We start from the raw sequence: 21,112 nt of genomic DNA on the forward strand, positions 1-21,112 counted from the left end.
AAAAACAACCACTTCTTCACCCCCATCACACTCACATTTCAGCTCGCTTACTTCGCGTTTCGCTGCGTGTTCTGCGACGGGAGCCGAACTATAGCAAAGCTTCTTTCAACTTGGCAAGCGCTTTTCTGAAAATAATATAAATTCTTTTTACAGAGGCTTTTGACCAAGAGTACTTACCTATATAGAAGCCTTACTTTGCCTTGTGATAACTGGTTACTAAATCAACTTCATTCTTCGAGCCAAGGAAGACTGGCACACGTTGGTGCAGCTTTTCAGGTTGTATATCCAGGATGCGTTGCTGACCATCCGTTGCTGCGCCACCTGCCTGCTCAACGATGAAGGCCATAGGATTGGCTTCATACATTAAACGCAGCTTGCCTGGCTTGTCCGGTTCACGCGCATCAGCCGGATACATAAATACGCCGCCTCTATTAAGGATGCGATGTACATCTGCCACCATCGAAGCAATCCAGCGCATATTGAAGTCTTTACCGCGCGGGCCAGTAGTGCCGGCCAGCATTTCGTCTACATAACGTTTGACCGGCGGATGCCAGTGGCGCGCATTCGATGCATTAATAGCAAATTCCTTAGTATCAGCAGGGATTTGCATGTTGCGCTGGGTCATGACCCAGGAACCCATCTCGCGATCCAGCGTAAAGCACTGCACGCCGTTGCCGGTAGTCAGTACCAATACTGTTTGCGGACCATATACCGCGTAACCGGCAGCGACCTGCTTGCTACCAGGTTGCAAGAAATCAGCTTCCGTCGGTGCTTGCACGCCATCTGCTGCTTTCAATACCGAGAAAATGGTCCCTATAGATACATTGACATCAATATTGCTGGAGCCATCGAGTGGGTCGAACAGCAACAGATATTCGCCCATAGGGTAGCGATTCGGGATCGGATGGATAGTTTCCATCTCTTCCGACGCCATTGCCGCCAGATGACCGCCCCATTCATTGGCTTCCAGCAAAATGTCGTTGGAAATGATGTCCAGCTTCTTTTGCACTTCGCCTTGTACGTTTTCACTTTCTGCTGTGCCCATCACTTCGCCAAGCTCGCCTTTGCCGACCGCATGGCTGATCGTTTTGCAGGCACGGGCAACTACCTCGAGCAGCAAACGCAGCTCTGACGGGATGGTGTTGTGCAGACGCTGCTCTTCAATCAAGTATTGCGTGAGACTGATACGTTTCATGTGGTCCTTTTACTCTTTAGTTGATTCTGTAATTGCCGGTTCTATCGTACAAACCCGGCAAAGCTGTATATATTGGCATCTATTATCGGTCAGCTGGCAGCCAGCGACTTGCCCACTACCTCACGCGTATCCTTGGACAGCTTGGCCGTATCGGCAACCTGCTGCAAGGCGGCGCGCATTTTTTCCTGCAAAGCCGGTGCGTATTTGCGCCAACGATCCAGACTGCGTGCCAGGCGTGCCGCCACTTGCGGATTAATCGCATCGAGTGCGATCACTTGTTCCGCCCAGAAAGCGTAACCACTACCATCTGCTGCATGGAAGCGCGACGGATTGCCATTGCAGAAGCTGAAGATCAAGCTGCGCGCACGATTCGGATTCTTGATCGAGAAGGCAGGATGCTTCATCAGAGCACGTACTGCTGCAACATCGGTAGTACGCGCCATTGCTTGCAGGCTGAACCATTTATCGACCACCAACGGTTCTTGCTCGAAATCACTATAAAACTTGGCCAGAGCTGCGGCCCGGCCCGGTGCCTGACTATTTGCCAGTGCCGCCAAGGACGCCATTCTATCCGTCATATTGTTTGCCGCGTCGTATTGCTCTTGTGCTAACGCATGTGCATCGGCATCGTCCAACTCCGACAAATAAGATAACGCAAGGTTCTTCAGCGCACGTTTGCCGGACGAAGCCGCATCCGGACTGTATGGACCATCGGTCTGGTTCGCCGCATACACACTGCTGAAATCTTTACGTAGGTCTTGCGCCAAAGCGAGTCGCAAGAAACGACGTGCCGTATGGATAGCTTGCGGATCAATCACATCCATTTGCTCAGCGATCACAGTTTCGGCTGGCAAGGTCAACACAGTTTCACGGAAAGCTGGATCCAGCGCCAGGTCATTCAAGCTAGCGCGCAGGCTATCGCTCAGCGCGACATCCACACTCAAGCTGCTGCCCGCTTTCTGCGCGGTTGCAGTCAATGCCAGCAAACGACGCGTTGCCAAACGTTGGCCTGCTTCCCAACGATTGAAGGCATCGCTGTCATGCGCCATCAAGAAGGCCAGCTCTTCATCGCTATATTCGTATTCCAGTACAACCGGCGCAGAGAAATTGCGCAACAGCGATGGCACAGGCTTTTCGCTCACATGCGTGAAATGGAAGGTTTGCTGGTTAGAAGTCAGTTCCAGCACCAAGGTTTCTGGCTGGCCGCTATGACCATTTAATGACAAAGGCATATCTTTACCTTTGTCATCGAGTAAACCGACTGCTACCGGTATGTGGAAAGGCAGTTTCTTGGCCTGACCCGGCGTTGGCGGGCAGGATTGCGCCAGCGTGATGTCGTACGTCTGTTTATCTGCATCATACGAAGTCGTGACTTTCACGCGCGGCGTGCCGGCCTGACTATACCAACGCTCGAATTGCGTCAGGTCGCGACCATTGGCGTCCATCATCGCAGCGCGGAAGTCATCGCATTCCACAGCATGACCATCATGACGCTCAAAATACAGGTCCATCCCTTTGCGGAAACCATCGCGTCCGAGCAAGGTTTGATACATGCGCACGACTTCTGCGCCCTTCTCATAAATAGTGACCGTATAGAAGTTACTGATTTCAACGAAAGAATCTGGGCGCACCGGATGTGCCATCGGGCCTGCATCTTCCGGGAACTGAGCCTGGCGCAGCACGCGTACGTCGTCGATGCGTTTGACCGCACGGCCGCTGTCGGTGCCTATCATGTCGGCGGAAAATTCCTGGTCGCGGAATACAGTTAAGCCTTCTTTCAACGACAACTGGAACCAGTCGCGGCAAGTTACGCGGTTACCAGTCCAGTTATGGAAGTACTCATGGCCGACCACCGCTTCGATATTTGCGTAATCGGTATCGGTAGCAATGCGCGGATTGGCCAGCACGAATTTGGTATTGAATATATTCAAACCCTTGTTTTCCATCGCGCCCATATTGAAGTCGCCTACCGCGACAATCATGAAGCGATCCAGATCCAGCTCCAGGCCGTAACGTTCTTCGTCCCAGTGGATACTGTTTACCAGTGAATCCATCGCGTGCTGAGTCTTGTCCAGATTGCCTTCCTCGACCCAGACCTGTAGCAATGCTTCACGCCCCGACTTGAGTTTTTCGGTCTGCTCCTGGCACACCAATTGACCGGCTACCAGTGCAAACAGATAAGACGGTTTCTTGAACGGGTCTTCCCACAAGGCATAGTGACGGCCGTCACCCAAGTCGCCTTGCTCAATCAGGTTGCCGTTCGACAGCAAGACCGGATATTTCTTTTTATCCCCACGCAGCATGACGGTGTACTGCGCCATCACGTCAGGACGATCGGGGAAATAGGTAATTTTGCGGAAACCTTCCGCTTCGCATTGCGTGAAGAAATTGCCGTTGGAGACGTACAAACCCATCAGCGAGGTATTTTTATCCGGGCGGATCAGGGTTTCTATCTCCAGCGTGATCTTTTCCGCCGTAGTCGGGATGCGTAGCAGACCATCCACCAGCTTGTAATCGCGCTTGCTCAGATTTTTACCGTTCAAGCGAATTTGCACCAGTTCCAACTCTTCGCCATGCAGCACTATTGCCTTCTCTGCACTGGCGGCATTGCGCTCCAACGTCATGCGCGTCGCGACTCTGGTGTTCGACGGATCAAGGTCGAAACCCATCTCAACAGTACGAACCCAATAGCTAGGCGGAGTGTAATCTTTGCGATAAATCGCGGGGGAAGTGTCGGTGCGCATAGGGATAGATATAGGTGGGAGTAAAGCAAAATACCATTTTACCAATCATGGGAATGAAAATGGAATCTGCTTGTCTGACCGTTGATATGCGGCAAAAACAAGCCCGCCGTATACATAGTCTTATCAACAACAAATGCTGTTTGCTTCGAACGAGAATTGCCGAGTTACAAAATGTAACGGCTCTTTTTGCCATTACCGCTATGCTATACACATCTGCCTAAGGAGAATAAAAATGAAACGCTGGTTATTGATGTGGGTGGCGTTATCTAGCCTATTGTTAAGCGGCTGCGCGTCGGTCATCCGCACCGATGTGATCGCCTTTCATGATTGGCCTGCCGACCTGCAGAACAAAACATATGTCTTCGATCACAAGGTTGATCAAAATAATCTTGAAGAAAAGAGTTATGAAAATCTGGTTCGCACCGAGTTGACGCGTCTTGGCTTTGTCGAAGCAGCAGCTCCGAACGCCCCCAACCTCAAGGTTGCGCTCAAGTACAAGGTCGATACACGTGACGTGAGAACCGTACAGCCATACGTCGTCGATCCATATTGGTACGGCCCGTATTATGGTCCGGGATGGCGTTATGGCCCTTACTACGATCCGTTCTGGTATCCAGGTCCGATTACGCAATATCGTGACGTTCAATACCAGGTATTCGATCGCCAGCTCAACATCCTGATTACTCGCTTTAAGGATGGTAAAAAACTATACGACGTCACAGTACACAGCAGTGGTGGCAATGGCTCTCTGGCTTTCGCCATGCCTTATTTGGTACGCGCAGCATTCACTGACTTCCCTGGGAAAAATGGTGTGCCGCGTCGCATAGACCTGGAAATCAAGGAATAAAGCAGCAACTGCATATAGAAATGGCGACTTAATATATAAGTCGCCATTTTTTATTCTCTCAACGTCCCGTCCGCTTGTCGTAGCGCAAACGCTGTCCAAATAATCAGGGTGTGTAATACGCCAACGAGCCGAATGTAAGCGCCACCACCATCAGCACGCCAAATCCCAGCAAAATAAGAAGTCGGCCAAATTTTGGCGTACCGTCCGCATCGGACTGCGGCTCTTCCTGATGTTGCGTCGGATTGTTTTCTGGATCTAACTCTTGCATTGCAAAATCCTTAAGGAAGCAAAATTGAGGAGCCGGTGGTTTTCCGTGCTTCCAGATCACGATGCGCTTGCGCAGCATCCTTCAGTGCATAACGCTGATTAATACCGATTTTGATCTTGCCGCTTTCCACCATCCCAAACAATTCAGCCGCCATCATTTCCAGATCATCGCGCTTGGCAATATAGTTGAACAGCGAAGGTCGGGTCACAAACAGCGAACCTCGCGACGCCAATTCATTCAGGCTGAACGGCGGGACCGGCCCGGATGCACCACCGAAACTCACCATCATCCCCAACGGCGACAAACAATCCAGTGAACCGATGAAAGTATCGTTACCGATCGAATCATAAACAACAGGTACACCTTTACCGCCTGTGATTTCCTTCACCCGTTCGACAAAGTTTTCCTTGTTGTAATTGATCGTGTGTACGCAGCCATGTGCCTTCGCCAGCTCAGCCTTCTCATCCGAACCCACGGTACCTATCATCGTCACGCCCAAAGCACGCGCCCACTGACACGCAATCAAACCAACGCCGCCTGCTGCTGCATGGAACAAAATGGTTTCACCACCCTGTAGACGGAAAGTACGACGGAATAAATATTGCACCGTCAAACCTTGCAACATCATCGCAGCGGCCGTCTCAAAGCTGATCGCTTCCGGCAATTTGACAAGAATATCTGCAGGTAACACGCGCGCTTCTGCATACGCACCAGGCGGACGTCCGGCATACGCGACGCGATCACCCGGCTTGACGTGCGTGACGCCCGCACCAACCGCTTCCACCACGCCCGCACCTTCCATCCCCAATCCCGCTGGCAAAGGCTGCGGATACGACCCCATGCGGAAATACACGTCGATGTAATTCAAACCACAAGCATGCTGCCGAATCAAAGCTTCGCCGGGACCGGGTGCGGCAACATCGACATCAACGTATTCCATTACTTCCGGGCCGCCGGTCTTGAAGATCTTGATTGCTTTGGTCATGAGTAACTCGCTTAATTTAGTAATAAGTTATTGAATCAAAACGTTCCCGGATAACCACCACCATCGAGCAAAATATTTTGCCCGTTGATGTAACCCGCATGTTCGCTGCATAGAAATGCGCAGGTCGCACCAAACTCTTGCCGCGTACCGAAGCGTTTGGCCGGATTAGCCGAGCGACGTGCCGCACTGACTTCTTCTACTGTACGACCGCTGGCTTCTGCAGCAGCAGAGAAGATAGCCGCCAATCTGTCGGTCTCGAAAGGACCAGGCAATAAATTATTGATCGTCACATTGCGTGCAACCGTCCTGCGCGCCAGGCCGGCGACAAAACCGGTCAAACCAGAACGTGCGCCATTGGACAAACCCAGACTATCTATCGGTGCCTTCACTGCACTCGACGTAATGTTGATGATGCGTCCGAAACCACGCGCCATCATGCCATCCACCGTTGCCTTGATCAGTTCTATCGGCGTCAGCATGTTTGCGTCGAGCGCCGCGATCCAGTCATCACGACTCCAATCGCGAAAATCACCAGTCGGCGGGCCTGCTGCATTCGTCACCAGAATATCCGGTTGCGGACAAACCGCCAGCACCTGCGCGCGTCCTTCGGCAGTCGTGATATCGCAGGCGACGATGGTAATCATGCTGCTGGAAACCGCACGGATTTCAGTCGCAGTGGCTTGCAAAACTTCCAGATTACGCGCCACCAGAGTGACATTTACACCTTCTGCCGCCAAAGCCTCAGCACAACCACGCCCCAAGCCCCGACTCGCACCGCAGACCAATGCGGATTTTCCTCGTATGCCTAAATCCATCGCTGATTCCTACGCTCGTTTTTTAGATAAGACATAAATACCGCATAACACCAAAGCAGTACCCGCCAGTTGTATGCCGGTAATCGGCTCGTCCAGTATCAGTGCCGCCAAAAACAGAATGGACACCGGACCTATCATGCCGGCTTGTGACGCCGTTGCTGCACCTATGCGATCGACTGCGATCATCGTCAGGAACACCGGCATCACTGTACAGAAAAATCCATTAATCATGGACAAGCCGTATACCGCCATCGGCTGTATCAAAGTCGAGGCCGGACGCAGGATAAAGAATTGCGCAATGCAAGCCACGCTGGACACGCACATCGCATACGCCACCAGACGCAATGCGCCGACACGCTTGACCAGTTCACCCGAACCCAGCAAATAGATAGCGTACGCAATCGCGCTGCCCAAGACCAGCAAACTCCCAAGCACCACATTGGAACCGCCAATACGAACGTCGTGCACAAACACCAGCACCGTCCCGAGATAAGAAATACCCAGCGCCGCCCATTCCAGCCCGGTAATTCTTCGCTTCATGACAAAGATAGAGATCAGCAACACAAAGGATGGCGTCAAAAACAGAATCAGGCGCTCCAGCCCGACCGAGATATATTGCAACGCGAGGAAATCGAGAAAACTGGAGAGGTAATAACCGAGCAAACCCAATACGGCGATCTTGCCTTTTTCACTGCGCGTCAGCGGCACCGCTGTGCGTCCCTTCCAGATGCCTATGACGATAAAAAACGGGAGAGAAAATATCATGCGAAAAGCAATCAGTGTCACCGCATCCACGCCGTAGCGGTAAATCAGTTTGGCAACGATTGCTTTGGTCGAAAACAGAATCGCGCCCAAGAGCGCGATCATCAGACCGATGAGGAAATGTTTACGTTCGGAAGGAATAGAAGTGAAATCGGCCATGCCATGATTGTAAAGGCTAAGCGGATTACAGGTTGGGCGCTGCTAAATTCAGCGTTTCGATTCGCACGTCCGCACGAACCGACTGACGAATATTTAAATTCGATTAAAGAATTGCTTAGAACAAATGTCCGAGCTTGGCAGCTTTGGTAGTCAGATAACGCTCATTGAATGGATTGCGTGTAATTACCAGCGGCACGCGCTCCACCACTTTGACGCCAAGTTGCTCCATCGCCGTGATCTTGCGTGGATTATTCGTCATCAAGCGCAGCGTCGAAATCTTCAGATGCTGCAACATAGGCTTACACAGTTTGTAATTGCGTTGATCCGGCTTGAAGCCCAAGGCTTCATTTGCCTCAACTGTATCCGCGCCGGCATCCTGCAATTGATAAGCACGGATTTTATTGACGAGGCCGATGCCACGTCCTTCCTGGCGCAGATAAAACAAGGCACCTCGTCCTTCTTCTGCGATTTTCTGCAAGGCAGCTTCCAGCTGTGGGCCGCAATCACAACGCAGGCTGAACAAGCCATCTCCAGTCAGGCATTCAGAATGAATGCGTGACAAGACAGGCTCGCCGTCGGAAACATCTCCCAGCGTGATCGCAACATGTTCTTTGCCCGTGGCAGGCTCAACAAATGCGTGCAGGCGAAAAGTCGCCCACGGCGTCGGCAATTCGCACGACGCAGCGTAATCCAGTTCAACTTCAGAAGAAACTGCCGCTTCAACTGCGGCACTAGGGGTAAGACTTGTATTCATGAGTAAGGGATTCAATCAACCAGCAAATGCAGACAATACCGACCATCGGCATTGTCTGCATTAAATGCTCAGAAGACGAAGGATATCAGGCTGCGAGCAATTCGTTTATTGCATCGCTGGTTTTGGCTTGCGCTTTTTGCACGCCTTCCGCACCCATTGCGATTCCTTCGCTCTGAATAAAGGTCACATCGGTCAGACCAATAAAGCCTAACACCGCACGCAAATAGGTGCTGGTGAAGTCCATTACCTTGGCTGGACCTTCACTGTAGACGCCACCGCTGGCGGTAAAAATATAGACTTTTTTACCTGTCAGCAGGCCAACCGGGCCTTTTTCAGTGTATTTGAAGGTGACGCCAGCGCGGGCAACGTGATCGATCCAGGCTTTCAGACCGGATGTAATAGAGAAATTGTACATGGGCGCTCCAATGACGATCACGTCTGCATCAAACAGCTCTTGCACCAGGGTTTCTGACAATTTGGCGATTTGCGCCTGTTCTGCGCTACGGTTTTCTGCTGGCGTGAAGAATGCGCCTAGTGTTTGGCCGTCTATATGTGGCAAAGGCTGAGCCGCCACGTCGCGCTCAACAACGATCGCATTTGGTTCTTTGGCTTTCCATTTGCTGATGAATTCGGCTGTAGCCTTGCGTGAGATCGAATCGCCGTTACGTACGCTGCTGTTGATATTCAGAATCTTGGTCATGATAAAACTCGCTTTCTTGTCAGGTTGAGTCGTCGGCGCGTCTATCAACGTGCTTTTCGACATAATTTTTGCTAAATCGGAACTACTGATTTGTTGCACTCATCGTAGGACAGGATTAGCATCAAGAAAACCCACATTGTTTAGCTAATTAGAATCGATATTTTCGATATGAGAGAACCCGGCCTACCCACACTGGACCAATTGCGTGTCTTCGTCGCCGTGATCGACTGCGGCAGCTTTTCCCGCGCCGCGCGCGAATTGCACCGCACCCAATCTGTTGTCAGTTACACCATAGCCAATCTGGAAGCACAGTTGAATGTCGCGCTGTTTGACCGTAGTAAGCGCAAACCAACATTGACCGAGGCAGGTAAAGCGCTACTGGCCGACGCGCGTACGGTGGGGATGAAAGTCGATGCGATGCGGGCGCGGGCCAAGACGCTAGCGCAAGGCTTGGAGGCGGAAGTGTCGTTAGTGGTCGACGTAATGTTTCCGAATTGCCGGCTGGTCGCGGCATTAAAGGCATTTCAGCAAGAGTTCCCAACAGTGGGATTACGTCTGCGCATAGAGGCACTTGGTGCGGTCATGCATTTGGTTACCGAACGCGTCTGCCAGATCGGCATCGCCGGACCCATGCTGGATTTTGCTGACACCTTCCACCATCAGCAATTGGGCCATATCACGATGATTCCGGTCGCCGCGCCTACGCATCCGCTAGCGCAAATGGAAGGCGTCATCCCGACAGAGGTCGCGCGCGATCACATCCAGTTGGTATTAACCGATCGTAGTCAATTGACTGCAGGACAGAATTTTGGCGTGATTGCCTTACGCGATTGGCGGCTCGGCGACCTTGGTGCCAAACACATGTTGCTGTTAAACGGTTTGGGCTGGGGCTCGATGCCGGAAGAAATGATTAAAGCGGATCTGGATAGCGGACGACTAGTTCATCTCAAGTTCGCGCACATGATCAGCGGGCAATATACCTTGCACATGATCAATCGCGTGGATGAAGCGCCAGGTGTGGCTGGGCGTTGGCTGATGCAGTATTTACTGGATCAACCCTCTGAGGACTGATTTACTTTGAGCGCCGTATTTGCATCGAGCAAATACGGCGAGCTATATCTCTTTACTTGCCCTTGAAAATCGAGCCCAGCACGCCACGAATAATCGCCCGTCCAGCACTCGATCCCATCGTGCGTACCGCAGATTTCACCATGGTCGTCGCAATACTATCGCCACGACCGCTCTTGCTGAACAAACCACCCAAGGCATCGGAAAGCATTCCTCCACTTCCCGCTTCAGCTCCTTTGGTCGCTGCAGTTCCTTGTGGCGCATTCTCCGCAACCCGTCCCTTGATCAACTCATAGGCAGACTCCCTGTCCACCGACTTTTCATAAACGCCTGCGACCACCGAAGAAGCAATCAATGCCGACCGCTCCGCATCGGTAATCGGTCCAATCTGCGATGCTGGTGGCAAAACATAACCGCGCTCGACGATAGTTGGACGTCCTTTTTCATCGAGGAAAGAAACCAGTGCTTCGCCCACTCCCAGTTCTGTAATCACTTGCACGATATCCAGCGCAGGATTCGGACGGAAGGTTTGTGCCGCCGCTTGCACTGCTTTTTGATCGCGCGGTGTATAGGCGCGCAAGGCGTGCTGCACGCGGTTGCCGAGCTGACCGAGCACGGTATCGGGAATATCCAATGGATTCTGCGTCACAAAATAAACACCTACGCCTTTAGAGCGTATTAGACGTACTACTTGTTCGATTTTTTGCAGCAAAGGCTTGGGCGCTTCGCTGAACAGCAAATGCGCTTCGTCAAAAAAGAACACCAGCTTCGGCTTGTCGAGATCACCCACTTCCGGCAAATGCTCGAATAACTCGGACAGCATCCACAACAGGAAGGTGGAGTACAGCAAAGGCGCATTCATCAACTTATCTGCAGCAAGAATATTCACCACGCCCTTGCCTTTAGCATCGGTTTGCAGCAAATCTTCGATATTGAGCATAGGCTCGCCAAAGAATTTATCGCCACCTTGCTCATCAACACCGATCAAGCCACGTTGAATCGCACCTATGCTGGCGCTGGAGATATTGCCGTATTCAGTCTGGAAACTCGACGCGTTGTCGCCGACGTATTGCAGCATCGCGCGCAAATCCTTGGTATCGAGCAATAACATGCCTTGATCGTCGGCAATCTTGAACACCAGTTGCAGCACGCCTTGCTGGGTATCGTTCAAATTCAACATACGCGCCAGCAATAACGGACCAAGATCAGAAATCGTCGCACGCACCGGATGACCTTTTTCGCCATAGACATCCCAGAACGTGACCGGTACACCTGCCCATACCGGCTCCGCCAATTCCAGCATCGCAAAGCGTTCCTTGACCTTGCCGACGGAGGCACCAGCCTTGGCGATACCAGACAAGTCGCCTTTGACGTCGGCCATGAAAACCGGCACGCCTATATCGGACAAAGCCTGTGCCAAAGTCTGCAAGGTCACGGTTTTACCCGTGCCGGTTGCGCCCGTAATACAACCATGCCGATTGGCAAGCTCAGGCAGCAAACTTAATTCATGGTCTTTGTTTTTAGCAATCAGCAGAGGATTTGGCATGTTCTTGTCCAAAGTAGGAGAGGTTTGCAGCAAAAGCGATATGGTAAAATCCGCGCTTCATTATAGCTAACTCATCGGGAAAGATTCGTCATGGCAGGACATAGTAAATGGGCCAATATTCAGCATCGTAAGGGCCGTCAAGACGAAAGACGAGGCAAAATCTGGACCCGCCTGATCAAAGAGATCACCGTGGCAGCACGTATGGGTGGCGGCGACGTCGCAGCTAACCCGCGTTTGCGCCTGGCAGTCGACAAGGCAGCCGATGCCAATATGCCGAAAGACAATGTCACGCGCGCGATCCAACGCGGCAGCGGCGGTCTGGAAGGCGTCAATTACGAAGAAATCCGTTACGAAGGCTACGGCATCAACGGCGCAGCCATACTGGTCGACTGCATGACCGACAATCGGGTACGCACAGTGGCTGAAGTACGTCACGCGTTCTCCAAGTTCGGCGGCAATATGGGTACCGAAGGCTCGGTCGCGTTCATGTTCAAGCATTGCGGCCAGTTTTTCTTTGCACCCGGTACTGATGAAGACAAATTGATGGAAGCAGCGCTGGAAGCTGGCGCTGATGATGTCACTACTGATGAAGAAGGCGGTATCGAAGTTATTTGCCCACCGCATGATTTTTCCGCAGTCAAAGATAAACTGGCTGCAGCCGGCTTCAAGGCTGAACTGGCAGAAGTCGTGATGAAACCGGCGACCGAAACCGTGTTCCAGGGCGACGACGCGATCAAGATGCAGAAATTGCTCGATGCACTGGAAAATCTCGACGACGTACAAGAGATTTATACCAACGCAGTGATCGAAGAGTAATCCACAGTTTTTAAAAACGGGTTGGCTCCGTTTTAAATGACGATACGAAATCAGTCGAAGCGCAGCAAGACACCAAGATAACCAGCTACATCACACACATGTTGATGCGGCAATTTTAAAAAGTAATGAACCACATGAAAATTCTGGTAGTCGGCTCAGGCGGCCGCGAACACGCTCTGGCTTGGAAACTGGCACAATCCGAACGGATTCAAACCATCTATGTCGCACCTGGTAACGGTGGCACTGCGCTGGACGACAGACTGAAAAACATTGCGATTACCGATCCGCAAGAATTGGCTCAATTCGCTCAGCAGGAAAATATCGCGCTGACCGTGGTCGGCCCGGAAACACCGCTGGCCGCTGGCATCGTGAATATCTTCCGTAACCAAGGCTTGAAGATTTTTGGCCCAACCAAGGAAGCTGCGCAACTCGAAAGCTCCAAGGATTTCGCTAAATCGTTCATGCAACGCCATGCGATCCCGACCGCGGAATACCAAACCTTCTCCGAAGTAAATGCAGCACACGACTACATCAACCTGAAAGGCGCACCTATCGTCATCAAGGCTGATGGCTTGGCTGCCGGCAAAGGCGTAGTGGTTGCGATGTCGCTGGATGAAGCGCATCACGCAGTCGACATGATGCTGTCCGATAACAAGCTCGGCGATGCCGGCGCACGTGTCGTGATTGAAGAATTCCTCGCCGGCGAAGAAGCCAGCTTTATCGTCATGGTCGATGGCAAAAACATTTTGGCGCTGGCCACCAGCCAGGATCACAAACGCCTGCTCGATCACGACGAAGGTCCGAACACCGGCGGCATGGGCGCGTATTCACCTGCTCCTATCGTCACGCCAGCGCTGCATGCACGCGTCATGCGCGAAATCATTCAACCAACCGTGCAAGGCATGGCCAAGGATGGCATTCCATTCTCGGGCTTCCTGTATGCAGGTTTGATGATCGACGACAAAGGTAATCCCAAGACTTTGGAATTCAACTGCCGCATGGGCGATCCAGAAACACAACCGATCATGGCGCGTTTGAAAACCGACTTGGTCGGCGTAATGGAACACGCAGTCAACGGCACCTTGGATACGATAGAACTGGAATGGGATCGTCGTACCGCATTGGGCGTAGTGTTGGCAGCTGCCGGATATCCTGATGCACCGCGCAAAGGCGACGTCATCACCGGCATTCCTGCAGAAACTGCAGATAGCGTCACCTTCCACGCTGGCACTGCATTGAATAACGATCAGCTGACCACCACTGGTGGCCGCGTCTTGTGCGTAGTCGGCCTCGGCGATAGCGTCAAAGTCGCGCAAAAGAAAGCCTACGACACTATCGACAGCATCCATTTTGACGGCGCACAATTCCGCCGCGACATCGGCTGGCGCGCACTGAAACGCTCTTAAATACAAAGTGATGTCGTGTGCTTATTCCCGTTTGTACGGGAATAAGCGCTCTTCATTCATTAATAACGATGGGCTGCGACGCATATTGCGCGCAAGGTACAATCCGCCCACAACCTTTTTACCGCTCGCATAGTGACTTCTTCCCTTCCCTCGTCCTCTTCCGTCAAAGATTATTTGCTTGGTCTACAGGCGCGCATCGTCGCTGCGCTGGAAGAAGTCGACGGCAAGACTTTCGGCACCGATAGCTGGGAACGTCCGGAAGGCGGCGGTGGTATCTCACGCATTATTGAAAACGGCAATGTGTTCGAACGTGGCGGTGTTGGCTTCTCGCATGTGATGGGCAAGAATCTGCCGCCATCAGCTGCAGCCAACCGCCCCGAAATCGCTGGTCGCAATTGGGAAGCGATGGGTGTCTCATTAGTACTGCATCCGCGCAATCCATACGCACCGACTGTACACATGAATGTACGCTTCTTTACGGCGACAGCAGAAGGTCAAGAACCTATCTGGTGGTTTGGCGGCGGTATGGATTTGACGCCGTATTACGGTTTTGAAGAAGATGCGCGACATTTTCATCAAACCTGTCGCGATGCATTACAACCGTTTGGCGAAGATCTGCATCCACGCTACAAGAAATGGTGTGACGATTATTTTTATCTGAAACATCGGCAAGAACCGCGCGGCGTAGGCGGCATCTTCTTCGATGATCTGAATGAATTCAGCTTCGAGCAATGCTTCGCCTTGCAACAAAACGTAGGCGATCATTTTATTGAATCCTATGTACCGATATTAAAACAGCGCAAAGATACGCCTTATGGCGAACGCGAACGCGACTTCCAAACCTACCGACGCGGACGTTACGTCGAGTTCAATTTGGTCTTCGATCGCGGTACCCTGTTTGGCCTGCAATCGGGCGGTCGCACCGAATCTATACTGATGTCGATGCCACCAGTGGTAACATGGCGCTACAATTGGCAGCCAGAAGCCGGCAGCCCGGAAGCAAAACTGACTTCCGACTTCCTGATTCATCGCGATTGGGTCTGAATGAAGACCAGCGAAAAAGCCGTCACGCGTTGCGTGGCCATACTCGGCGGCAGTTTCGATCCGGTACATAACGGCCATGTTGCCCTGGCGAATTATTTTGTCGAATTGCTGAAACCGGACGAATTACGCATCATTCCCGCCGGAAATCCATGGCAAAAGCATGGTTTACAGGCTTCCGGCAAAGATAGAGTAGCGATGGTGCGTAGTGCGTTCAGCACACAAAAGACCGCCGTCAGCATCGATCAGCAAGAAATCCTGCGTGACAGCGCAACTTATACCATCGACACCTTGCGCGCGGTCCGGGAAGAGTTGGGACCGCATGTTTCCATCATTTTCCTGATGGGAGCTGACCAGTTACAGCATCTGAATACATGGCAGGAATGGCAACACATGTTTGACTATGCGCATATATGTGCCGCCTCGCGCCCTGGTTTTGCGATGGATGCAGCGCATGTACCAGCTGACGTGACGCAAGAGTTCACACGGCGCGCAGCATCAATGGAACAAATACGCAGTACCGCGCAAGGCTTGGCTTATCTTGCGCCGAATTTGGCAGTCGATATTTCTGCCACTGAAATCCGCGCAGCGCTGCAACGCGGAAAACACCCGATTTCGCTAGTGCCTCCCGGGGTGCTAGACTATATTGAACAACATCACCTATATAAAAGCTAATGGACATCAAAAAACTGCAAGCCCTGGTAATCGACGCACTCGAAGACGTCAAAGCACAGGATATCAAGGTGTTCGATACCGTACATCTGACCAGCCTGTTTGACCGTATCGCCGTTGCATCTGGTACCTCCAACCGCCAAACCAAGGCGCTGGCAGCATCCGTGCGCGACAAGGTCAAAGAAAACGGCGGCACCGTCCTCAGCGTCGAAGGTGAAGACACCGGCGAATGGGTACTGGTCGATCTGGGCGACATGATCGTCCACATCATGCAACCGGCTATTCGCGCTTACTATCGTCTGGAAGAAATCTGGGGCGAGAAAGAAGTCAAATTCGGCGCAGCGAAACGCCTGTCGACACGCATCACACCAGACGATGATGCACCGAAAAAAGCAACTGGTCGTCATTTGAGCGCAAGCCAAACCACGCTGGACGACGACGAACCGAAGAAACCTGCGCGCAAAACAGCCGCAAGCAAAACCACGGCCACCAAAACAGCTGCGAAAAAAGCACCTGCCAAGAAAGCCGTAGGCAAAACCATCAAGGTTAAAGCGACTAAAACTGCAGAAGCCTACAAAAAGGCAGCACCCAAGAAAGCGCCTGCCAAAAAAGTAGCCAGCAAGACGCGTGCACCGGCGAAGCCAAAAGCCAAGCCTGCCGAGTAATCGGACGCGCCCATGCAGCTCGTCATCGCTGCGGTTGGTCACAAGATGCCCGCCTGGATAGAAAGCGGGTTCGGCGAATATGCGAAACGCATGCCGCCCGACTGCCGCATTCTCCTGAAGGAAATCAAACCAGTCGAACGGTCCGGCAGCAAAACTGCCGAGACTGCGATGGCGCTGGAACGCGCGAAGATAGAGGCTGCCATCCCCAAAGGCGCGCGCATCATCGCGCTGGATGAGCACGGCAAGGATCTCACCTCCGTGCAACTGGCACAGCAACTGACGCAATGGCAGCAGGATGGTGGCGATGTTGCCTTCATCATCGGCGGCGCAGACGGTCTGGATGCCGATTTCAAGAAAAAAGCAGATATGCTGATACGCGTATCCAGTCTGACCCTGCCACACGGCATGGTGCGCGTACTATTGGCCGAACAACTCTATCGCGCCTGGTCCATCACGCAGAACCATCCTTATCATCGGGTGTAACGACCTTATGAAACCTCTTCCGCAAAAAATCTATCTCGCCTCCAAAAGCCCGCGCCGACGCGAGCTATTAAGGCAAATAGGTATCGAATTCGAATTACTTTTACTCCGCGATCAAACCCCGCGCGGGCCGGAAGTCAGTGAAATCGTCCTGCCTAACGAACGTGCAGAAGATTACGTCGCACGCGTGACGCTGGAAAAAGCCGCTTTCGCGCAAAAAACCATGTGGTGGCGCAAGCTACCTGCGCGACCAATACTTGCGGCCGATACGACCGTGGTACTCGACGGTCATATATTAGGCAAACCAGCCGACGAAGCAGAAGCCATCGCCATGTTGCGCTCACTATCAGGTCGCACGCATCAAGTCCTCACTCATATCGCCGTTCTGCACGACGATAAAATTTATCAAATGACGCAACGCTCCGATGTCGCTTTCACCGCGCTATCGGATCACACCATTCGTGCCTACTGCGCCACATCTGAACCGTATGACAAAGCAGGCGGTTATGGCATACAAGGCCAGGCCGCACTCTTCATTCAAGACATCGCGGGCAGTTATTCAGGCATCATGGGGCTGCCGCTATTTGAAACCGGAAAATTATTGGAACAGGCTGGGATGCGTATTCTATGAGTGAAGATATTCTCGTCAACGTCACACCGCAAGAAACCCGCGTCGCACTCGTATTGCAAGGTGCCGTGCAGGAATTGCATATCGAACGCACGCTGTCGCGCGGCATGGCTGGCAATATTTATCTAGGCAAAGTCGTACGCGTCTTGCCTGGTATGCAATCGGCCTTCATCGACATCGGCCTGGAGCGCGCAGCCTTCCTGCACGTCGCCGATATCTGGGATGCGCGTTCGCACGAAGGGCCGCCGACCACGCCGACACCAATTGAACGCATGCTGTTCGACGGCCAGGCAGTGACCGTACAAGTCATCAAGGATCCGATCGGCACCAAAGGTGCGCGACTGTCGACACAGATTTCCATTGCCGGACGCATGCTGGTGTATCTGCCGCAAGAATCGCATATCGGCATTTCGCAACGTATAGAAAACGAAGCCGAACGCGAGCTCTTGCGCGAAAAAGTGCAAAAGCTGATGCAGCCAGAAGAAAAAGGCGGCTTCATCATACGCACCATGGCCGAAGATGCATCGGATAGCGATTTACAAGCCGACGTCGAATATCTGCGCAAGACCTGGGCCAATATCACTCAGCTTGCGAAGACCAAACCGGCACCAAGCTTGCTCTATCAGGATCTTGATCTGGCGCAACGTGTGATGCGCGATTTCGTCAATGACGAAACCGCCAGCATCCAGGTTGACTCGCGTGAAAATTATCTCAAATTGCAACAGTTCGGCGAGTTGTATACGCCTTCCGTTCTGACCAAACTGGCGCACTATCCGGGCGAACGCCCACTGTTTGATTTGTACGGTGTGGAAGAAGAAATTCAGCGCGCACTGGGCCGACGTGTCGATTTGAAATCAGGCGGCTATCTGATCGTCGATCAAACCGAAGCGATGACAACTATCGACGTCAACACCGGTAGCTTCGTCAATGGCCGCAACTTTGACGACACGATATTCAAAACCAATCTGGAAGCATCGCACGCCATCGCACGCCAATTACGTTTGCGTAATTTGGGTGGCATCATGATTCTTGATTTCATCGACATGGAAAACACTGAGCATAGAAGTGCGGTGTTGAGCGAACTGAACAAGGCACTGTCGCGTGATCGCACCAAGGTTTCCGTTTCAGGATTTTCTGCTCTCGGTTTGGTAGAAATGACGCGCAAACGTACGCGCGAATCGCTAGCGCACATTCTGTGCGAGCCCTGCCCTGCTTGCAGCGGCAAAGGCCAAGTCAAAACAGCACGCACGATTTGTTATGAAATCCTGCGTGAATTGACGCGTGAAGCGAAGCAGTTCAACCCACGCGAATTCCGTATATTGGCATCGCAAGTCGTGATTGATATGTTCCTCGAAGAAGAGTCACAACATCTGGCGATGCTGGGCGACTTCCTCGGCAAGCCAATTTCACTGCAAGTGGAAACGGTCTACCACCAGGAACAGTACGACGTTATCCTGATGTAAGTTGCTTTAGCTTGCGACCATAAAAAACGGAGTCATGTTCACACATGACTCCGTTTTTATTTGTACCAGCGAATACCTTATTCTTTCCAGTAATCGGCAATCCACGGCGCCTTGCGGACAAAACGCAGAGCGCGATTGCGTCGTCCTTCCAGCGCATCCGGCGGATTCACTTCACCGTGGAAGATCACGATCTTGGTATCAGCCGGCACAAACGGCTCACGCCAGTAGTTGGTCGGCCAGACTGGAATGCAGTGGTATTTATAACTGCAGCACCACGATGCCGGCCAGTAGCTGAGCTTGCCCTGCTTGTGCAAGACATCAGACAAGAATGCTTGCTCATTACGGAAGGCTTTGCGCGCTTCGGCGCCTGTCGTACGGAATTCCTGCAAAACGTCTGCATGCGCACCCAGCTTGAAGCGATAAACAGATGAGTTACCCGTCACACGCCAAGGCCGCTTCCAGTCATGGATGATCAGGAATTCACCCGGTTGTTCAAAGAAGGCATCGATCTTGTCGGTAATCACAACATCGACATCGAGAAACAGCGCCGTACCCGTTAAACCATGCAGATCAGCTTCAAAGGTCGTCAGCTTTTTCCAGCCGCGCTCAGGCAAGCCATCTGGCAATTTCAGATCAGGAATAGGAAAACATTCAACTTCGGAACGAATCCCGCTGCCATCATCGGTCAGGCAGACAAAACGGAAGTCCCCGCTCAAATTGCGGCGTACCATCGCGTACAGGCGATTGACGTATTCCGGGCCGTATTTGGTGCCCCATTTCATGCACAGGATGACGCGGTCTGCCGCTTTACTTCCTACATTGACGTTTTCTGTCATTCATTTTCTCCAGCGCACAGCGCGTGATACAGATTTCATTTACAAAAAAATCGAGTCGCTACGCATACATCGAAACACAGAAGTTACGACATATAATGCCGTACGAATCCGATCGGAACGCAAACCGACAAGATTTGACGCCTGAAAGATAGGGCCGTCGCAGCAAAATATGCAATTACCGGCATCTTAAAGTGATTCAATGCCGCTTTCCAGCGATAGATCAAAGATCGATGATTTTTCAGCGTTCTCTGAGAATTACATGGCACTACCAGCAATAAATGCACCAGAACTCATACAATCTGCTCATACACTCTGATTTACCGCTTGTACGGTACTCATTCAATTAAGACTAGTGCAGACCATGTGCCCCACTCATTCCGAAACAAATACCACTGTTGCCGATGTCACCGTCATCGTCGTCACCTATAACAGCGCGCATTGCATGGCGGGGCTGGGACAGACGCTGTCGGCATTGCCGCATGTCGTCATAGTCGATAACGACAGCAACGACGACACTATCGCGCAAGTAGCAATCGAGATGCCGAATGCCCAGGTATTGCGCAATGACCGCAATCTCGGTTTCGGTGCCGCCAACAATCGCGCACTGGAGCAAACGCAGACACGCTATGCATTACTGCTCAATCCGGATTGCCTGCCTACGCCCGATTTTTTACAAAATCTGCTGGCAACTGCAGATGCATATCCGGAAGCCGCCATCATCGCACCGCATTTGATACGTCGCGGCGGTGATGTCGAAGTCAGCTATCGCTGGCCAGTAACGCATTGGACCTCAAACGGCCCTGCAGCAGATGGACCTTGCTGCGTCGGTTTCGTCTGTGGCGCAGTCATGTTGTTGAATATGGAAGTCATGCGCGACATCGGCTTTTTTGACGAAACCTTCTTCCTGTATTACGAAGATGAAGACTTGTGCCAACGTGTCTTCATGCAAAACAAGGAAATCATCGTTGCGCCCAATGTCGCAGTCACGCACCTATCGCGCGGCTCAGTCAAGGGAGCGCACCCATGGCGCGCTGAATTCGGCCGCGGCTACCATCATGCACAATCAAAATTGATTTTTACCGGCAAGCATTTCGGCCCCGAGCATGTTGCTGCATTGCGCTGGAAGACGATGGGCTTGGCAATACTCACTTTGTTGCCAAGATTGTTGCTGCCATTCCCACGCTATTTATCTCGCCTGATTGGCCGTATCTGCGGCTTGTTTACATACAAGGCTAAGCAGTAAGGCTAGATGTGGATCAGCT

At 52.1% G+C, this 21,112-nt stretch carries 21 protein-coding genes; 11 read left to right on the top strand and 10 right to left on the bottom strand.

Going from position 1 to position 21,112, the window contains the following annotated elements; all coding sequences use genetic code 11:
* Positions 1-190: 190 nt before the first annotated feature.
* Together BQ6873_RS08780 and pepN are read right to left on the bottom strand one after the other, a co-directional pair.
* Positions 191-1,195, bottom strand: a complete 1,005-nt coding sequence (locus BQ6873_RS08780) for a class 1 fructose-bisphosphatase (protein WP_076592305.1) — start codon at positions 1,193-1,195, stop codon at positions 191-193.
* Positions 1,196-1,284: 89 nt separating this feature from the next.
* Entirely contained in the window at positions 1,285-3,939 is a 2,655-nt protein-coding gene (gene pepN / locus BQ6873_RS08785; RefSeq protein WP_076592306.1) for an aminopeptidase N, read from the bottom strand.
* Positions 3,940-4,171: 232 nt separating this feature from the next.
* On the opposite strand from pepN, the gene BQ6873_RS08790 reads away from it, so the two are divergent.
* A complete protein-coding gene (locus tag BQ6873_RS08790) occupies positions 4,172-4,786 on the top strand; it encodes a DUF4136 domain-containing protein (protein ID WP_076592307.1) in 615 nt (204 codons plus the stop codon).
* A gap of 103 nt (positions 4,787-4,889) precedes the next feature.
* On the opposite strand, the gene BQ6873_RS18115 is transcribed toward BQ6873_RS08790, so the two are convergent.
* The 6 genes from BQ6873_RS18115 to BQ6873_RS08815 form a co-directional block, all read right to left on the bottom strand.
* On the bottom strand, positions 4,890-5,054 hold the full coding sequence (locus BQ6873_RS18115; RefSeq protein ID WP_173830592.1) for a hypothetical protein: 165 nt from the start codon (positions 5,052-5,054) through the stop codon (positions 4,890-4,892).
* 10 nt (positions 5,055-5,064) lie between these two features.
* Positions 5,065-6,039, bottom strand: a complete 975-nt coding sequence (locus BQ6873_RS08795) for a quinone oxidoreductase family protein (RefSeq protein WP_076592308.1) — start codon at positions 6,037-6,039, stop codon at positions 5,065-5,067.
* 35 nt (positions 6,040-6,074) lie between these two features.
* Entirely contained in the window at positions 6,075-6,854 is a 780-nt protein-coding gene (locus BQ6873_RS08800; RefSeq protein ID WP_076592309.1) for an SDR family oxidoreductase, read from the bottom strand.
* A 9-nt stretch (positions 6,855-6,863) separates the two neighbouring features.
* A complete protein-coding gene (locus BQ6873_RS08805) occupies positions 6,864-7,775 on the bottom strand; it encodes a DMT family transporter (protein ID WP_076592310.1) in 912 nt (303 codons plus the stop codon).
* A 115-nt stretch (positions 7,776-7,890) separates the two neighbouring features.
* Positions 7,891-8,529 (bottom strand): GTP cyclohydrolase II, encoded by a 639-nt coding sequence (gene ribA / locus BQ6873_RS08810; protein WP_076592311.1) that lies wholly within the window; start codon positions 8,527-8,529, stop codon positions 7,891-7,893.
* 85 nt (positions 8,530-8,614) lie between these two features.
* The gene (locus BQ6873_RS08815) at positions 8,615-9,229 is read right to left on the bottom strand and encodes an FMN-dependent NADH-azoreductase (RefSeq protein WP_076594035.1); all 615 of its coding nucleotides are present in this window, start codon (positions 9,227-9,229) and stop codon (positions 8,615-8,617) included.
* Between the two features lie 168 nt (positions 9,230-9,397).
* Here BQ6873_RS08815 and BQ6873_RS08820 point away from each other — a divergent pair, with 168 nt between their 5' ends.
* Positions 9,398-10,300: a LysR family transcriptional regulator gene (locus BQ6873_RS08820; RefSeq protein WP_076592312.1), complete on the top strand. Its 903-nt coding sequence runs from the start codon at positions 9,398-9,400 to the stop codon at positions 10,298-10,300.
* A 52-nt stretch (positions 10,301-10,352) separates the two neighbouring features.
* Here the strand turns inward: BQ6873_RS08820 and BQ6873_RS08825 are convergent, their stop codons facing one another.
* Positions 10,353-11,843: a helicase HerA-like C-terminal domain-containing protein gene (locus BQ6873_RS08825; RefSeq protein ID WP_076592313.1), complete on the bottom strand. Its 1,491-nt coding sequence runs from the start codon at positions 11,841-11,843 to the stop codon at positions 10,353-10,355.
* Between the two features lie 90 nt (positions 11,844-11,933).
* Between BQ6873_RS08825 and BQ6873_RS08830 the strand changes: the two genes are divergently transcribed.
* The 8 genes from BQ6873_RS08830 to rng all read left to right on the top strand — a co-directional run bounded on the left by BQ6873_RS08830 (position 11,934) and on the right by rng (position 19,014).
* Entirely contained in the window at positions 11,934-12,659 is a 726-nt protein-coding gene (locus BQ6873_RS08830) for a YebC/PmpR family DNA-binding transcriptional regulator (RefSeq protein ID WP_076592314.1), read from the top strand.
* 134 nt (positions 12,660-12,793) lie between these two features.
* The gene (purD, locus tag BQ6873_RS08835; RefSeq protein WP_076592315.1) at positions 12,794-14,065 is read left to right on the top strand and encodes a phosphoribosylamine--glycine ligase; all 1,272 of its coding nucleotides are present in this window, start codon (positions 12,794-12,796) and stop codon (positions 14,063-14,065) included.
* A gap of 132 nt (positions 14,066-14,197) precedes the next feature.
* On the top strand, positions 14,198-15,109 hold the full coding sequence (hemF, locus tag BQ6873_RS08840; protein ID WP_157889148.1) for an oxygen-dependent coproporphyrinogen oxidase: 912 nt from the start codon (positions 14,198-14,200) through the stop codon (positions 15,107-15,109).
* Positions 15,110-15,781: a nicotinate-nucleotide adenylyltransferase gene (locus BQ6873_RS08845; protein WP_076592317.1), complete on the top strand. Its 672-nt coding sequence runs from the start codon at positions 15,110-15,112 to the stop codon at positions 15,779-15,781.
* Positions 15,781-16,443 (top strand): ribosome silencing factor, encoded by a 663-nt coding sequence (gene rsfS, locus BQ6873_RS08850; RefSeq protein WP_076592318.1) that lies wholly within the window; start codon positions 15,781-15,783, stop codon positions 16,441-16,443. Before BQ6873_RS08845 ends, rsfS begins: the two co-directional genes overlap by 1 nt.
* Positions 16,444-16,455: 12 nt before the next feature.
* The gene (rlmH, locus tag BQ6873_RS08855) at positions 16,456-16,926 is read left to right on the top strand and encodes a 23S rRNA (pseudouridine(1915)-N(3))-methyltransferase RlmH (protein ID WP_076592319.1); all 471 of its coding nucleotides are present in this window, start codon (positions 16,456-16,458) and stop codon (positions 16,924-16,926) included.
* Positions 16,927-16,933: 7 nt separating this feature from the next.
* The gene (locus BQ6873_RS08860; RefSeq protein ID WP_076592320.1) at positions 16,934-17,554 is read left to right on the top strand and encodes a Maf family protein; all 621 of its coding nucleotides are present in this window, start codon (positions 16,934-16,936) and stop codon (positions 17,552-17,554) included.
* On the top strand, positions 17,551-19,014 hold the full coding sequence (rng, locus tag BQ6873_RS08865) for a ribonuclease G (RefSeq protein ID WP_076592321.1): 1,464 nt from the start codon (positions 17,551-17,553) through the stop codon (positions 19,012-19,014). Before BQ6873_RS08860 ends, rng begins: the two co-directional genes overlap by 4 nt.
* A gap of 77 nt (positions 19,015-19,091) precedes the next feature.
* Here rng and BQ6873_RS08870 read toward each other — a convergent pair whose 3' ends face one another.
* The gene (locus tag BQ6873_RS08870; protein ID WP_076592322.1) at positions 19,092-19,850 is read right to left on the bottom strand and encodes a glycosyltransferase; all 759 of its coding nucleotides are present in this window, start codon (positions 19,848-19,850) and stop codon (positions 19,092-19,094) included.
* 361 nt (positions 19,851-20,211) lie between these two features.
* On the opposite strand from BQ6873_RS08870, the gene BQ6873_RS08875 reads away from it, so the two are divergent.
* A complete protein-coding gene (locus BQ6873_RS08875; RefSeq protein WP_076592323.1) occupies positions 20,212-21,093 on the top strand; it encodes a glycosyltransferase family 2 protein in 882 nt (293 codons plus the stop codon).
* Positions 21,094-21,112: the final 19 nt, after the last annotated feature.

This window comes from Herminiimonas arsenitoxidans (assembly GCF_900130075.1).
GTDB classification, from domain to species: domain Bacteria; phylum Pseudomonadota; class Gammaproteobacteria; order Burkholderiales; family Burkholderiaceae_D; genus Oxalicibacterium; species Oxalicibacterium arsenitoxidans.

What these genes read in the sequence shown, in the direction of transcription:
- BQ6873_RS08780 (WP_076592305.1), bottom strand. Translation starts at nt 1,195, where the DNA reads ATGAAACGTATCAGTCTCACGCAATACTTGATTGAAGAGCAGCGTCTG.
- pepN (WP_076592306.1), bottom strand. Translation starts at nt 3,939, where the DNA reads ATGCGCACCGACACTTCCCCCGCGATTTATCGCAAAGATTACACTCCG.
- BQ6873_RS08790 (WP_076592307.1), top strand. Translation starts at nt 4,172, where the DNA reads ATGAAACGCTGGTTATTGATGTGGGTGGCGTTATCTAGCCTATTGTTA.
- BQ6873_RS18115 (WP_173830592.1), bottom strand. Translation starts at nt 5,054, where the DNA reads ATGCAAGAGTTAGATCCAGAAAACAATCCGACGCAACATCAGGAAGAG.
- BQ6873_RS08795 (WP_076592308.1), bottom strand. Translation starts at nt 6,039, where the DNA reads ATGACCAAAGCAATCAAGATCTTCAAGACCGGCGGCCCGGAAGTAATG.
- BQ6873_RS08800 (WP_076592309.1), bottom strand. Translation starts at nt 6,854, where the DNA reads ATGGATTTAGGCATACGAGGAAAATCCGCATTGGTCTGCGGTGCGAGT.
- BQ6873_RS08805 (WP_076592310.1), bottom strand. Translation starts at nt 7,775, where the DNA reads ATGGCCGATTTCACTTCTATTCCTTCCGAACGTAAACATTTCCTCATC.
- ribA (WP_076592311.1), bottom strand. Translation starts at nt 8,529, where the DNA reads ATGAATACAAGTCTTACCCCTAGTGCCGCAGTTGAAGCGGCAGTTTCT.
- BQ6873_RS08815 (WP_076594035.1), bottom strand. Translation starts at nt 9,229, where the DNA reads ATGACCAAGATTCTGAATATCAACAGCAGCGTACGTAACGGCGATTCG.
- BQ6873_RS08820 (WP_076592312.1), top strand. Translation starts at nt 9,398, where the DNA reads ATGAGAGAACCCGGCCTACCCACACTGGACCAATTGCGTGTCTTCGTC.
- BQ6873_RS08825 (WP_076592313.1), bottom strand. Translation starts at nt 11,843, where the DNA reads ATGCCAAATCCTCTGCTGATTGCTAAAAACAAAGACCATGAATTAAGT.
- BQ6873_RS08830 (WP_076592314.1), top strand. Translation starts at nt 11,934, where the DNA reads ATGGCAGGACATAGTAAATGGGCCAATATTCAGCATCGTAAGGGCCGT.
- purD (WP_076592315.1), top strand. Translation starts at nt 12,794, where the DNA reads ATGAAAATTCTGGTAGTCGGCTCAGGCGGCCGCGAACACGCTCTGGCT.
- BQ6873_RS08845 (WP_076592317.1), top strand. Translation starts at nt 15,110, where the DNA reads ATGAAGACCAGCGAAAAAGCCGTCACGCGTTGCGTGGCCATACTCGGC.
- rsfS (WP_076592318.1), top strand. Translation starts at nt 15,781, where the DNA reads ATGGACATCAAAAAACTGCAAGCCCTGGTAATCGACGCACTCGAAGAC.
- rlmH (WP_076592319.1), top strand. Translation starts at nt 16,456, where the DNA reads ATGCAGCTCGTCATCGCTGCGGTTGGTCACAAGATGCCCGCCTGGATA.
- BQ6873_RS08860 (WP_076592320.1), top strand. Translation starts at nt 16,934, where the DNA reads ATGAAACCTCTTCCGCAAAAAATCTATCTCGCCTCCAAAAGCCCGCGC.
- rng (WP_076592321.1), top strand. Translation starts at nt 17,551, where the DNA reads ATGAGTGAAGATATTCTCGTCAACGTCACACCGCAAGAAACCCGCGTC.
- BQ6873_RS08870 (WP_076592322.1), bottom strand. Translation starts at nt 19,850, where the DNA reads ATGACAGAAAACGTCAATGTAGGAAGTAAAGCGGCAGACCGCGTCATC.
- BQ6873_RS08875 (WP_076592323.1), top strand. Translation starts at nt 20,212, where the DNA reads ATGTGCCCCACTCATTCCGAAACAAATACCACTGTTGCCGATGTCACC.